This window comes from Phascolarctobacterium sp. (assembly GCF_030531065.1).
GTDB lineage: Bacteria > Bacillota > Negativicutes > Acidaminococcales > Acidaminococcaceae > Phascolarctobacterium_A.
This window is the reverse complement of sequence record NZ_JAUNOQ010000005.1, coordinates 111,757-126,511: the sequence shown is the minus strand read 5'-3', so window position 1 is coordinate 126,511 and position 14,755 is coordinate 111,757. Positions and strand designations below refer to the sequence as shown.

7 protein-coding genes and 1 tRNA gene are annotated in these 14,755 nt (G+C 53.1%); 7 read left to right on the top strand and 1 reads right to left on the bottom strand.

Features of this window, described 5'->3' with window-relative positions:
- Nucleotides 1–6: 6 nt before the first annotated feature.
- The 7 genes from Q4E64_RS04955 (at nucleotide 7) to Q4E64_RS04925 (ending at nucleotide 14,308) form a co-directional block, all read left to right on the top strand.
- The gene (locus Q4E64_RS04955) at nucleotides 7–2,472 is read left to right on the top strand and encodes a U32 family peptidase (RefSeq protein WP_303166626.1); all 2,466 of its coding nucleotides are present in this window, start codon (nucleotides 7–9) and stop codon (nucleotides 2,470–2,472) included.
- A complete protein-coding gene (locus tag Q4E64_RS04950) occupies nucleotides 2,473–4,854 on the top strand; it encodes an endonuclease MutS2 (protein WP_303166625.1) in 2,382 nt (793 codons plus the stop codon).
- A 61-nt stretch (nucleotides 4,855–4,915) separates the two neighbouring features.
- Entirely contained in the window at nucleotides 4,916–6,160 is a 1,245-nt protein-coding gene (locus tag Q4E64_RS04945; RefSeq protein ID WP_303166623.1) for a pyridoxal phosphate-dependent aminotransferase, read from the top strand.
- A gap of 1 nt (nucleotide 6,161) precedes the next feature.
- The gene (locus tag Q4E64_RS04940; protein ID WP_303166622.1) at nucleotides 6,162–7,826 is read left to right on the top strand and encodes a nucleoside kinase; all 1,665 of its coding nucleotides are present in this window, start codon (nucleotides 6,162–6,164) and stop codon (nucleotides 7,824–7,826) included.
- A 375-nt stretch (nucleotides 7,827–8,201) separates the two neighbouring features.
- Nucleotides 8,202–13,328 (top strand): YadA C-terminal domain-containing protein, encoded by a 5,127-nt coding sequence (locus Q4E64_RS04935; RefSeq protein ID WP_303166621.1) that lies wholly within the window; start codon nucleotides 8,202–8,204, stop codon nucleotides 13,326–13,328.
- Nucleotides 13,329–13,420: 92 nt separating this feature from the next.
- Nucleotides 13,421–13,840, top strand: coding sequence for a DUF3887 domain-containing protein (locus Q4E64_RS04930; protein WP_303166620.1), 420 nt, complete (start codon nucleotides 13,421–13,423; stop codon nucleotides 13,838–13,840).
- Nucleotides 13,841–13,849: 9 nt separating this feature from the next.
- Entirely contained in the window at nucleotides 13,850–14,308 is a 459-nt protein-coding gene (locus Q4E64_RS04925) for a hypothetical protein (protein ID WP_303166618.1), read from the top strand.
- A 302-nt stretch (nucleotides 14,309–14,610) separates the two neighbouring features.
- Here the strand turns inward: Q4E64_RS04925 and Q4E64_RS04920 are convergent.
- Nucleotides 14,611–14,686 (bottom strand) — tRNA-Ala (locus Q4E64_RS04920).
- Between the last annotated feature and the right edge of the window lie 69 nt (nucleotides 14,687–14,755).

Here is a 14,755-nt window from a genome sequence, read left to right as displayed (position 1 = left end):
AATAATATGAAGAAGAAAAAACTGGAGCTGCTGGCTCCGGCCGGCAGCTGGGAAGCGCTGGAGGCTGCGGTCAACGCAGGGGCGGACGCGGTGTATATGGGCGGCAAGGCCTTTGGCGCCCGCGCCTACGCCAGCAATTTTGACCAGGAGGAAATGGCTAGGGCGGTATATTTTGCCCATATGCATCGGGTTCGTTTGTATATTACGGTCAACACTCTGGTGGACGACAGCGAGCTGGAGGAGCTGGCGGCTTATCTGCTGTTTTTGAATAATGTGGGCGTGGACGGCATCATTGTGCAGGATATGGGCGTTATCCGCCTGGCGCGCAGGCTTGTGCCGCAGCTGCCGCTGCACGCCAGCACGCAAATGACGCTGACCAACAGCAGCGGCGTGGATTTTGCCGCAGCGGCAGGTATGGAGCGCAGCGTGCTGGCGCGTGAGCTGAGCTTAAAGGAAATCCAGGCGGCCTGCAGCCGCGGCAGCGAAATAGAGACCTTTATTCACGGGGCGTTGTGCGTGTGCTATTCCGGCCAATGCCTGATGAGCAGCTTAATCGGCGGCCGCAGCGGCAACAGAGGGCGCTGCGCCCAGCCCTGCCGTCTGCCCTATAAGCTGCTGAACGGCAAGGACGAGGATATGCTGGCGGGCAAGGACGCGGGCCAGTATTTGCTGAGCCCCAAGGATATGAATACGCTGGCGATTCTGCCGCAGATGATTGAAGCGGGCGTGGTCAGCTATAAAATTGAAGGGCGCATGAAGCGGCCCGAATACGTGGCGGTGGTTGTGGATGCTTACCGCCGCGCTATGGACAGCTATCTGGCAGGCGATTACCAGGTGCCGCCGGAGGATTTGGCTAATATCGAGCAAATTTTTAACCGCGATTTTACGACGGCTTATTTAACCAACCGTCCGGGCAAGGAAATGATGAGCGACCGCCGCCCCAATAACCGCGGCGTACTTATCGGCCGGGTGGCGAAGCTGGACAAGCAGCGCAATAAGGCTAGCGTGAAGCTGGAAAAGGAGCTGCACCTGGGCGACGGCTTGGAATTTTGGGTCAGCGTGGGCGGCCGCGTAGGCACGACCGTTACCGGTATGCTTTTGAACGGCAAAAACGTGGAAGCGGCTGCGGCAGGGCAGCAGGTAGTTATCGACGTGCCTAACGGCGTGCGCCTGAACGACCGCGTGTTCCGCACGCTGGACAGCCGCTTGATGGCTTACGCACAGCAGTTCTTCGGGCCGGACGCTAAACGCCGCATTCCGGTGGACGCCGTGGCGACGGCCAGATTAGGACAGCCCATGACGGTAACGCTGACTGACGACGAGGGCAATACCGGTTACGGCGAAACGGACTTTATTGTGGAGACCGCCCGCAAGCGCGCTTTGGACGACGACGTGGTGCGCAAGCAGATAGACCGTCTGGGGACGACGGAATACTTCTTGAACAGCCTGCGCTTTGAGCATGACGAGGGCGTGATGGTTCCCATGAGCGAAATGAACGAAGCGCGGCGCATGGCCTGCGAGGCTTTGGATGCGGCGCGTTTGGCTGCCTTTGCGCCTGCGCGTCAGGCTGTGCATAAATATGACGAGTCCTTGCAGCCTAAGGCGCATAAGCGGGCTGGTACAAGCAGCGTGCTGACGGTGCATTGCGACAGCCTGGGCAAGGTCAACGCCGCTTTGCAGGCAGGCGCGGAGCGGATTTTGTTCGGCGGCGACTGCTTTAATCATCAGCTGCCAAGTAATGAGGATTACGTTAAGGCGGCGGAACTGTGCCGCAAGGCCGGCAGGCAGCTGGCTTTCGCTACGCCGCGTATCGTTAAGGAGGCGCAGCTGGGCTATTTCGATAAATTATTCGATTTGTGGCGGCAGCTGGAGCCCGACCTTGTGTATATCAATAATAACGGCTTGTGGCCGCTGGCCCGGAAGTATGCGGGCTTGAAGCTGGCCGCGGATATGTCGCTGAATATTTTTAACAGCCAGGCCTTGCAGTTCTGGCAGGAAAACGGCGCTGCGGCCGCCGTACTCAGCCCGGAGCTGACTATGGCGCAGGTGGAGCATCTGGCTGCCGTCAGCCCGCTGCCGTTGGAATGTATGATTCAGGGACGCCTGGAAATGATGGTTTCCGAATATTGCGTGGGCGGCAGCTTTTTAGGCAGGCTGCACGAGGGGCAGTGCCAGTTTAACTGCCGCGAGCGGCTGTACTTGGGCGACCGCAAGGAGGCCCGCTTCCCTGTGGCGACGGATCAGTTCTGTCGTATGCACATTTTAAACGCGCACGAGCTGTCTTTGCTGGCGAACGTGCAGCATCTGGCGGAAATTGGCGTGGCCAGCCTGCGCATCGACGGGCGCGATTATGACGAAGCGCGTTTGGGCGAGCTGGTGGCATTGTACCGTCAGGTATTGGGCGGCGCGGTGGCTGCGCCGGAAAATCTGCCGGGTACGACGCGCGGGCATTATTTTAGAGGTGTGATGTAGATGGCGCGCTTTGCGATAAAAACCTTAGAATTTGATAAAGTAAAAAATATGCTGGCCGCTAAGGCCGCCACCTTTTTGGGCAAGCAGGCGGTAACGGCGCTGCAGATCGAAAGCGATTTCGGCAGAGTTAAGCGCTTGCAGGAGGAAACGGCGGAGACTCTGCGGCTGTTGGACGAGGGGAAGCGCTTTCCTTTCGGCGGAGCCTATAATATTACGGCGGACGTGAAGCGGGCGGAGCTGGGCAGCGTGCTGGAGCCGGAGGAGCTGCTGCATGTGCTGACTACGGCGCAGGCTTTGCGCGCTATGAAGGATTTTTTGAGCGCAAATGCCGAAACTGCGCCGGTCCTGGCCGAATACAGCGGCGAGATGCAGCAGTTCGGGCGTCTGGAAAAGCAGATCGAGAGCGCTATTGACGAGCACGGCGAAATCAAGGACAGCGCTTCGCCCAAGCTCAACGGCCTACGCACGGCTATCCAGATCGCCAAAAACAGAGTCAAGGATAAGCTGGACAGCATTCTGCACGACCCCAATAATCAGAAATATTTTCAGGATAATCTGGTGACGATGCGCGGCGACCGCTATGTTATTCCCATTAAGCAGGAATACAAGATGAACTTTCCCGGCATCGTTCACGACCAGTCGGGCACGGGCGCGACGCTGTTTATCGAGCCGCTGGCCGTTGTCAACCTGAATAACGATATCAAGCGTTATATTGCCGAAGAGCGGGAAGAGGTGGAGCGTATTCTGCGCCAGCTGACGCAGAACGTAGGCGCGGAAGCTGACGCCTTGCTGGCGACGCTGGAAATTTTCACTAAGCTGGACGTAATCTGCGCCAAGGCTTTGCTGGCGCAGGAGCAGCACGCCGTGCGTCCCATGATGGTGCTGGGCGGCGGCGTTGCTATTCAGCAGGGACGTCATCCCTTGCTGAACAAGGATACGGTAGTGCCGCTGGACGTGGAGCTGGGCGAGCGCTTTACTATGCTTTTGATTACCGGCCCCAATACGGGCGGTAAAACAGTGGCGCTGAAGGCCGTGGGCGTTTTCGCCTTAATGGCGCAGACCGGTATGTTCATACCTGCCCTGAGCGCCAAGCTGCCGGTGTTCCGCGCCGTTTATGCCGACATTGGCGACGAGCAGAGCATCGAGCAGAGTTTGAGTACCTTTTCGGCTCATATGACTAATCTTATCAGCATTTTAAACGAGGTGCGTAGCGGCGACCTGGTGCTGGTGGACGAAATCTGTGCCGGTACGGACCCCAACGAGGGCGCGGCGCTGGCTATGTCCATGCTGGAGTATTTGCACGAGCAAAAGGTGCTGACTATGGTGACGACACATTACAGCGAGCTGAAAACCTTCGCTTACGGCCACGAGGGCATGGAAAACGCCAGCGTGGAGTTTGACCCCGTATCGCTGCGGCCGACGTACCGCCTGCTGATGGGTGTGCCGGGTAGTAGCAACGCTTTCAATATCAGCCGTCGTTTGGGCTTGAGCGAAGGAATTATCGAGCGTGCCGGTTTGCTGCTGAATCAGGAGCATGTGCATATGGAAAACGTGCTGCAGGAGCTGGACAGCGAACGCCGCCGTTACGAAAGCGGTAGCAAGGAAATCGAGGAGCTGCGCCGCGAAAGCGAGCAGCTGCGCAACGCGCTGGCTTATTCCAAGGCGGAATTTGAACGGCGCAAGAACGAAATGCTGCGTAAAGCGCGGGAGCAGGCGGACGAAATTTACCGCCGCAGCCGCCGGGAATCCGAAGCGGTGCTCAAGGAGCTGCGTTCGATGAAGGCGGACTTCGACACTAAGCGGCTGGAGCAGGCGGCGGAGGAAGCGCGCAAAAAGCTGAACAAGACAATGAGCGAGGACGCTCCGCTGCCGGAGGGCGCGCCTTTAAGCGCTAAAACGGCGAAGAAGGGGTTGAATGTCTTTGTGATTTCCTTAGGCAAGAACGGCGTGATTACCGATGTTAAGGGCAGCGAGGTAACGGTGCAGGTGGGCATTTTGAAAATGAACGTGCCTGCCGCCAAATGCCTGCTGACGAAAGCGCAGCCCGTTAGCACGGACGCCGCGCCCAAGAAGCGCAAGGGCTTTAGTAAAAACGCCGCAGCCAATTACGCGCATCAGATGTTTGTGGCGAAGTCCGGCAGCGCACGGCAGGAAATCGACTTGCGCGGCATGACGCTGGACGAGGCAATTCCCGTAGTGGATAAGGCCATCGACGACGCTTTAATCGCCGGTATCGGGCAGCTGCGCTTGATTCACGGCAAGGGTACCGGCGCATTGCGCGCTGGTCTGACGGCTTATTTAAACACTAACCGCTTTGTGAAAAAGCTGGAAACGGCGGCCTTGGAGGCTGGCGGCAGCGGCGCGACGGTAATCGACCTGTAATTTGTCCAATAGAGTTTACTATATATTTTAATATAAGGCTATTATGAAAGGGGTTTTAATCATGGCTATGAGTATTGCTGCAAAGCATGCAAAGGGAAAATCCGCTCAGGATAAAATTTTTGGCGCTAACGCCGCCGCTGTGGCTGCCGCTGCCAAATACGGCAAGGACGCCGTTACCAACGCTACCATCGGCGCTATTCTGGACGAGGAGGAAAACCTCGTCTGCCTGCCTACGGTAGAAAAGGTTTACCGCAGCCTGAGTACTAACGAGCTGATTGCCTACGCTCCCATCAGCGGCCTGCCGGAATATTTGGACTGCGTACTGACCGCGGCCTTCGGCAAATCCCGTCCTGACGGCTATATTGCCGCTGTGGCTACCGCAGGCGGCACCGGCGCTATTCACCATGCCATCTGGAACTATCTGGACGAGGGCGAAACCGCTCTGTGCTCCGATTGGTACTGGGGCGCTTACAAGGTACTGTGCGACGATATGGGCCGCAAATTCACCACCTATAAAATGCTGGACGAAAATAATAAATTCAATCTGCCTGCATTAAAAGCTAAGGTTGACGAGCTGCTGGCACAGCAGGATAACCTGCTGTACTTGCTGAATACGCCCGCGCACAACCCGACTGGCTACAGCCTGTCCGAGGAGGATATGGACGGCGTGCTGAACGTACTCAAGGAGGCTGCCGTACCGGGCAAAAACATCGTCTTCTTCCTAGACGTCGCTTATATCGATTATGCCGGTGAAAAAGAAGAAGTGCGCAAAATCTTTAAGAAGCTGTCCAACCTGCCGGCCAATATTCTGGCTATCGTCGGCTACAGTATGTCCAAGGGCTTTACCATGTACGGCCAGCGCACCGGCGCGATGATTGGCATTTCTTCCGATAAGGACGTTATCGAAGAGTTTGCCGCTATCAACCAATATACCAGCCGCGCTACCTGGTCCAATATCAACCGCCCCGCTATGCGTACTCTGGCCGCTATTTACAGCGACCCGCAGCTGTTGGAGGCTGTGTGCAAGGAACGCGATTACTACTATCAGATGATTAAGGCCCGCGCCGACCTCTTTACTAAAGAAGCTAAGGAATGCGGCCTGCCCATGCTGCCCTATGTAGCCGGCTTCTTCCTGTCCATTCCTGCTAAGAACCCGGACGCTATCTGCGAAAAGCTGCATGAGGATAATATTTTTGCCGTGCCTTTGGCTGCCGGCGTGCGTATCGCTGTGTGCGCAGTGCCTTTGAAAAAGATTGCCGGTATGGCTGCCAAGGTAAATGCGGCTATGCAAGCCGTGGAGCGGTAAAATGTTAGCTTGGAAGCTGCCTGACGGGCAGCTGCGGCAGGTGGAGGAGGGCAGCTGCCTTTTGTCTTTGGCTTTATCCATGCAGGATAAGTTTAAATCGCCCATCGTAGAAGGCGTGTTCAACGGCGAAGCGGTGGACTTGCAAAAGCCACTGTATACGGACGGCACGGTGGATTTTATCGAGGTCAACACGGCGGAGGGCATGCGCACTTATACGCGCACATTGCTCTTTATGCTGCTGGCGGCGTGCTACAAGCTTTATCCCGACGTGGATTTGGAGGTTCGCAATACCTTGGGCAGCGCGCTGTACTGCCTGGATAAAAGCAGCATCAAGCTTACCCCGGAAAATATCAAAGCCATTGAAGCTTATATGAAGCAAATGGCGGCGGCTAAAGAGCCGATTACGCTGAAACGCTTTGCTAAAAGCGACGCTATAGGGAAGACGAGCCGTTTGCGCACGCCGGACAGCGACGCGTTGCTCGAAGAATTGCCGGACGACGCTACGCTGACGGTATATTATTTGCAGGATATGCCGGGTTACTTCTTCGGCGCGATGTGCCCGCATGCCGGTTATGTGCCGAACTTTGAACTCTTGCCTTACGACGACGGCGTTATTATCAATTACCCTGATACGGGGGACTGGACGCATTTGCCGCCCTTTGTGGACCAGCCGCGGCTTAACGCCGCTTATCAGGAGGCGGAAGAATGGTCCGCTATGCTGCAATGCAATACCATCGGTAAGCTGAACAATTATATTGGTATGGGTTACGCCGACAGGGTTATCCAGGTGGCCGAAGCGCTGCATGAAAAGAAGCTGGCGGGCATAGCCGATATGATTGCCGCCAGAAAAAATGAGCTGAAGCTTATTTTGATTGCGGGTCCGTCCTCGTCCGGCAAAACGTCAACGGCGCAGCGGCTCAGCATTCAGATGGCTGTCAACGGTTTGCGGCCCATGCCGATATCCATGGACGACTATTACCTGAACAGGGTGGACACGCCGCGCAAGGCCGACGGCAGCTATGATTTCGAATGTCTGGAGGCCATCGATTTAGAGCTGTTCAACGAGCATTTGCAGAAGCTGCTGGCGGGCGAAAAAATTAAGCTGCCTAAGTATAATTTTCGCACGGGCTGCCGCGAGTACCGCGGCAGCGAGCTGCAAATGACGGATAATTCGGTGCTGGTGGTGGAAGGTATCCACGGGTTGAACGAAAAACTGACGGCTTCCATTCCTGCGGCCAATAAAATGAAGCTCTATGTCAGCGCGTTGACGCCCATGTCCTTCGACGCCTATAACCGCATCCATACGACGGATGTGCGCCTGCTGCGGCGCATCGTGCGCGACAGCCAGTTCCGTTCTCACGATGCGGAGGCTACCCTGGCCCTGTGGAAGGACGTGCGCGAGGGCGAGGAAAAATATATTTTTCCGTTCCAGTGCAGCGCGGACGTGATTTTTAATACGACGCTGATTTACGAGCTGGCCGTATTGAAAAAATACGCCGTGCCCTTGCTGGAAGCGGTGCAGCCCCAAGCTGGCAGGGCTTACCTGACGGCGCGCCGCCTGCTGAATATGCTGTATTACGTAAAGCAGATCGACGATACTGCTATCCCCAATAATTCGATACTGCGCGAGTTTGTCGGCGGCAGTATTTTTAAAGACGCGCTGTAATAAGCGCGCGGTACAAACCGCCGCTAAAATAATATATTTACCTGCGGTCGTTGCGTCCGCCCTTCGGGGCGGGCGCTTTTTTGCGTTATTTTAGTCAGCGAATCCGTCTTCCTTTTTAGTCGGCGCACCTCCTGCCACAAAAAACGAGACAAGCTCGAAAAACTAGGCTTTTTACGAACTCAAGGCTTGTCGGGGGGGGAATTGTGTGCTATTATTATAGTATAGCAGTAGGCGGCGTTGCCGCTTTTACTCTTAAATATTTATAGCGATAGCGCAGCGCGCCGTATTTTGCCCGGCAGTAAGCCGGAGAGTTCCAACTGTATTATTATTTCGCGCGGCGGTCGCTGTATTTGCAAAGGAAAGGTGATATCCAATATGAAGAAAACGCGTTCCAAATTTTTTGCCGCGGCTTTAGCGGCTACGACAATGGCGGCATTTTATGCTGCTCCGGTTATGGCGGCGCAAGAAGGTTTGACTATTGACGGTGAACCTATTACAGCCGCGACGAGCGTCACCATTAACGGCGTGACGTTGAGCAAAAATAATTTAACTGCGCTTGACACTATTACTTCGCAAAGCAAGCTGACATCCAATGGCGGGTCGGCAATCACGGCGACGACTGCTGAAAAATATCAGGCTACTTCTACTGTGAGCGCAAACCAAATCAGCAACACGGTGAAAAACTATAGTACTGATGCCTTTGTTAACGGTACGAGCAACGTTATTAACGGCACTACGATTACTGATACCGTATATGACGCTGAGGGAACCATGGCTTCGAAGCTGGCTTTGAACAGGACTTCTATTACCGGTACGGTAGTGGGGGAAAATGCCAATTCCACAATTACTTTGAACCAGACCAGCGCCAGCTTAAAATCCGGACAAAAAGGTTTTACTGTCAACGACCAGGGCGTAATTACGATTGCAGGCACGAATTTTAATGTCGCTGCTACCGGCGCTGTAACAGCAAAAGGCTTTACGTCCAATAACGGCGCTATTACGATAAAAGATAGCGAGGGGGCAACGGTATTTAATGCTACTACTGCAGGTGCAGTAACAGCCTCTGGCAAACTGACTGCTAATGGCGGTTCGACGATTACCGCGACGACTGACGAAAGCTCTAAGGCAAGTTCTTCCGTAAGTTCTGCTTCTATCAGCAACAGCGTACAGCAATGGGATTCAGATAATAGTAAATTTGTTAATGCTGCAGTGAGCAGCATTGGTAAAACTGCCATTACTAATACTGTTTACGATACCGACGGTAAAACAGTCAAATCGCAATTAAGCTTGAACCAGACCAGCGCTACGCTGAAATCCGGCAAATCTTCCGTAGGCATTAACAATTCTACCGGCGCTATTACTATTACAGCTAAGGATAGCGATAATCAGAACGCATTACTTAACGTAACCAGCAAAAACTTGAGCAGCAGCGCTACTGCTACTACGATAACTGCCGCAAAAGAGGGTAGCGGCACGGCAACAAGCTCTACTTCTTCCAGCGCTATTACCGACACCATTACTAACGGAACGGCTACCGCGACTAGCAAGAGCACGGCTACGGCGATTACCGATGAAGTAAAGTTGGGCGAGAGCAACGCTACTATCAAGACCAGTCTTGATAAGAACGGCATTACCGACACCTTTACCGACAGCAACGGCGTTAAGCATATAGTGGCTACGAACGCTTCGGGCACGAAGTTCACCGGAGATACTTCTGATAATACGCGTAATTATTCCATAATAGACGGACAGAAGGCCACCTTCGGCGGCAGTACGGCTAATCAGAGCGTTATCGACGGCGGCAGCGCTACCTTCACCAGCGCAAGGAATAACGTTACTTCTATTACCGGCGGCACGGCGTCCTTCAAGAGCGCCACTAACGATGAGACGACGATTGCGGGCGGCAGCATAACCACTAATTCCTTAACGCTGGACGAAGATAATAAATGGGACGAAGAAGGCTTGACGATTGGCGGTACTACGCTTGCAACTAACGAAGACGGCGAATTAATCGTTAGCGGTTTGGACGTCGATAACGTTTATCTTGAAAGCGACGGCTTTAAACTCGGCGAAACAGGTAGCGAAACTTTCACTGTCGATACTGCGACCGGCGATATTGCAACTAAAGGTAAGCTGGATGTAACAGGCAGTATTACCGCAGCCAGCTACAACGGCGTAGAGATTAGCGCAACCGGAGAGGGCGACGAAGAAAAAGTTTCTGTCGGCGGCGTGGATATTACGACGATGAACAGCAATGTTACCGATTTGCTTAGCGGTGTGGAAACCTTGAATACCAATACCGCAGGCATTGTTCGCACCGGCGATGATACAAGCGGCTACACCACTACTATCGAAGGTAATACGGCGATTTCCGGCGACGGCATGGTAATCAGCGCCGAAGATTCTACCGTTAGCACTAAAACTAAAGCCGACGGATATTATGTTAAAGACGGAAATAAAATCATTTCTAAACTTACTTCTGATACTTTAGCCGTTGGCGGCGAAAATGTTATCCAGGTAAGCGATAAAGTAAGAGTAAATGCCGACGTATACAAAATTAACGGCGAAAATTTGGCTTGGACTGATACGAACGGCAAGGTAAGAGTAAAATCTGACGTATATCAGATTGGCGATAAGAATTTTGCTTGGAGCGATAGCGAAGGCAATATCAGTATGAGCGTCTACAGGGGAACTTTCGGCGATACTAGCGGCGCTAATACTGTAGTTAAGGACGAGGGCGTTTACATTAAAAACGGTTCTACTATTACCACTTCGTTGGAAAACGGCGAACTGAATTTAGGCGCTAACGCTTTGACTGACGAGCAGCTGGGCTATATCAACGGCATGGTGACGGGCGAAGGTACTTTGGCTAACGTAACCAGCATCAACGGCGCGGCTGTGGCGGCAGTAGCGGCTACAGAAACGGATGGCAGCGCCGCAGGCTTGCAAATCGCAGGCGTGACTTTGCAGGACGGCAACGTTACCGCGAAGGCGATTACCGCAGATAGCGTGAACGACGTGACCATTCAAAAGAATAGTACCAGCGATAATGTGGAAATTGGCGGCGTGGATATTACGCAAATGCAAAGCGACGTAACGCAAGCCGGTACGGATATCAACGAATTGCAGCAAAAAACCGCCGGCCTTGTGCGCCGTACTTCCGGCGAGTTCAGCACCACGGAAATCGAAGGCGCGGTAGGCGTTAACAATAAGAGCGGCTTCTACGTTTTGGGAACTGACGAGGAGCAGACGAAGGTAGCTACCATCAGCCGCGAGGGCAATATGACCTTGGCAGGTAACATTAAAGCGGAGGGCAACGCCAGCATTGCAGGCACTTTCATTACGGAAAATGAAAACGGCAAAGCTTCTTTGAGCAGCGAAGCGTTCCGCTTGAATAAACCAGACGGTGACAGCAGCGTCAACACCGTTTTAATTAACAACGACGGTACTGCCCGCTTCGGCGCTTTGACCGGAGAAAACGTGCGCATAGAAAACGGCGTGCTGACTGTCAACAGCGCATCTGAAAATGGCGAAATGACAATTTCTTCCGCAGGCATTGAAGCTGTAGGTTATGTTAATGCCGCTACTTACAACGATGTAACGCTTGCAAAAGATGACGATGCAAATATTCTGGTCGGCGGTATCAATCTCACTGCTATAGAGACGAATACTGCGGGTATTGTTCGCACCGGCGACGAAGAAAGCGGTTACGTGACTACTATCGAAGGCAACACCGCCATTTCCCAAGACGGCGTTAAGATAAGTGATGCTAACGGCTTTACTACAATTAACGGCGGCAAGATTACTACCGGTACGACTACTATTACCGGCGACAGCATTACTACCGATACGCTGAACGTAGACAAAATAGTTTTAGGCGATAAGATTACTGATGAGGATGGTAATGACGTCGGCAATTTGAATATCGGCGCGGACGGTTCCGTTAAACTGGTTGACAGCAAAGGTGTTACTACTTTTGAAGCGACTACGGAAAAGTTCAGTACGCATTACGGCAGCTATGAGCTGGATATGGACGCGGCAAACGGATTTAGCTTGGGCTACACCAACAGCGCTAAATTAACATTGACTGAAGCGGGATATGATTTCAGCGGCGCTTTGAATTTGGGAGCAGACGATTCATTAATCAGCTTTACGCATAACACCAGCAATCATAACGACGGCGTAGGGCGCATTTCTCTTGTCGATTCTACTGGCAGCTTAACCCTGCAAACATTGGTGGATAAGGTAGAAGAGCTGGATTACAGGACGCAGGGCATCAGCTATGACGGCGATACCGGTAGCACTACTATTGCCAGTGGCGACAGTATGCTGACGGTCGACAGTAACGGTACAACCTTCACTAACGGCGAAGTTAATGGCACTACCAATATCAACGGCGGCGTTATCAACGCCGACAGAAGCGAAATCGGCAATATGGTTCCGGGAGCTTCCGGCAGCGGCAGCAGCGTGATAGACGGCAGCGGAGTTGTCAGCGACGCCGACGCGCAGCAGGGGCACTTTGAGAAAAATGTTGACGGCGTAGTATCAAGCAGCTTTGAATTTACTGCGAACGCCGACGGTTATGTAAGCAACGCTCAAAGTACTGAAAATGATGTTACTTATACCAGCAATGTTACTAACAGTGCAAAGGAAAATTCTGTTTCCATGACCGACGGTAGCAGCTCCAGCCTGCGCGAGCAAACGGCAACTAGCATTACCGGTTCCGTAATCGAGGGCGATAAGGAAAACAGCTTTACGCAAACTGTCGACAGCACCATAAGCGGTATAAGCGACGGCACGAATACTAATACGCTGACGCAGACTGCTACGAATACGACTAGCAGCGTAAGCGACGGCACTAATACCAACACGCTGACGCAAAGCGCAACGGAAACTTCGAACAGCATCAGCGACGGCACGAATACTTACAGCAGCAGCCAGACTGCTACCGGATCGGTAACGAAGATAAGCGACGGTACGAACAGCAGCACCTTCGAGCAAAGCGCAACCGGTCATGTAATAACTACCACGGGCGAGGACGGAACCGAATATTCCGCCGTTATTACCGGTCAGGACGTAGTGATTAACCAAGGTACGGAAAGCGAAGTAAGCCTGGCTACTACCGAAAACAGGGTAACGAATCTGGAGGGCGAGGTAGCCGATTTGAACCGTCGCGTCGATAAGCTGGACGATCGCATCGATAAAGTGGGCGCTATGGCCGCGGCTATCGCTAACCTGCGCACCATGGGCTACGACCCGACAGCGCCGACGGAATTCGCTATTGGCATCGGCCAGTATAGAAGCGATACCGGCGTGGCTTTGGGCCTCTTCCATTATCCTAACCGCGACTTTATGCTGAGCCTGTCCGTATCCACCAGCGGCGACGAGGTGATGGGCGGCATCGGCGCTACCTGGAAATTCGGGCGTAAGAAACAACCCGTCGACCAGGCTAAAGTGAATAAAGCCGAAGAATTAAAGCTGGCAGCGCAAAAGGAAAAATAAATTTTTAGCCGCTGCGGCACATTAAAAACAGTAAAGGCGGGAGCGTCCCGCCTTTACTTGCCTATTTACGATATACGAGAAAGGAAACGAACATGAAAAAATATCTTTTGATACTGACGGCAATCTTCACCATGGCGTTCAGCGGTTGGGCATCGGCTGCCGACGGCGGCGATTTGAATAAGCAGCAGGCCGCGGCGCAAGTCTTTATCAACGCTTTCGGCGCGAGCGCTTCCGCTTATACCGACGTGACCCGCGGCTTCGGCGACGAATTGAAGAGCAAGGTGAACGCGGACGTTTACGCGCAACTGCAACAGCAGGTCGACGAACGTTTCGGCACTTTGCAGGAAAGTAAATTTTATTCTTTCCAGCGCTTCGACAATATGGACCAGGTTACCTATATTGCTTCCTTCAGCAAAGAAAAGCTGGTTTCTATCGTTATGGCCTTCGATAAGAAGAACAAGCTGACGGATTTCGCCTTGACGCCTATCCATCAGCAGGAAGAAAAGAAATAAGACGCGCTTATGAAACTGAAAAATTTATTGGCGGCGGTCGCCGCGGTCGCTATGTGCGTACTGCCGCTGCCCGTCTGGGCGCGCCAGCCCATCGAAGCCGGGCGGACGGATTGCGGCGTGCTATATATCGAACCTGATAGCGTCGACACGGTGAAGAAGGATGGGAAATATTATTTGGTGCTCATGGCGGAGGAACGTTATACTGACGAACAGTTCCTCAAAATTTTGCGGCAGGGAGAGCAGACCGCTAAGGCGGCTTCAATGCTGTACCTATATATGTTTAATACTTACGGTAGCGAATACTGCATCGGCGCAAGCTATTTGCTGGACGACGAGGGGCGGGTCTGCGCCGACTTGGGCAGCAGGCTGGAGCCGCAGGCCGTGGGCGGCAATAAAACCTTGCAGAACGCTTATACGTTGGCGTTAAAAATTTTAGAAAGAAAAAGCCAAAGCGCGAGCAATGGCTGATTGTCGCAGGCGTCCGCCCTTTGGGGCGGGCGTTTTTTACGTTTACGAATCGATTGCGTTGTAGTTTGTGTGTTTCGGCGCATGAAAAAAGCAGCCCGCGAGTGCGGACTGCGAATAAGCGGTGGTGGAGATAAGCGGGATCGAACCGCTGTAGTTTGGATGGTTAAGCGCATGAAAAAAGCAGCCCGCAAGTGCGGACTGCGAATAAGCGGTGGTGTAGATAAGCGGGATCGAACCGCTGTAGTTTGGATGGTTAAGCACATGAAAAAAGCAGCCCGTGAGTACGGACTGCGAATAAGCGGTGGTGGAGATAAGCGGGATCGAACCGCTGACCTCTTGAATGCCATTCAAGCGCTCTCCCAGCTGAGCTATACCCCCAAAATTATATTACTAATTATAAAGGCTGTCGCTCATTTTGTCAACAAAAAATTTGTGACTACTTTTGCA

Bases quoted from the DNA above. Each gene is read 5' to 3' on its own strand.
- Q4E64_RS04955 (WP_303166626.1), top strand. From the start codon at position 7: ATGAAGAAGAAAAAACTGGAGCTGCTGGCTCCGGCCGGCAGCTGGGAA.
- Q4E64_RS04950 (WP_303166625.1), top strand. From the start codon at position 2,473: ATGGCGCGCTTTGCGATAAAAACCTTAGAATTTGATAAAGTAAAAAAT.
- Q4E64_RS04940 (WP_303166622.1), top strand. From the start codon at position 6,162: ATGTTAGCTTGGAAGCTGCCTGACGGGCAGCTGCGGCAGGTGGAGGAG.
- Q4E64_RS04930 (WP_303166620.1), top strand. From the start codon at position 13,421: ATGAAAAAATATCTTTTGATACTGACGGCAATCTTCACCATGGCGTTC.
- Q4E64_RS04945 (WP_303166623.1), top strand. From the start codon at position 4,916: ATGGCTATGAGTATTGCTGCAAAGCATGCAAAGGGAAAATCCGCTCAG.
- Q4E64_RS04925 (WP_303166618.1), top strand. From the start codon at position 13,850: ATGAAACTGAAAAATTTATTGGCGGCGGTCGCCGCGGTCGCTATGTGC.
- Q4E64_RS04935 (WP_303166621.1), top strand. From the start codon at position 8,202: ATGAAGAAAACGCGTTCCAAATTTTTTGCCGCGGCTTTAGCGGCTACG.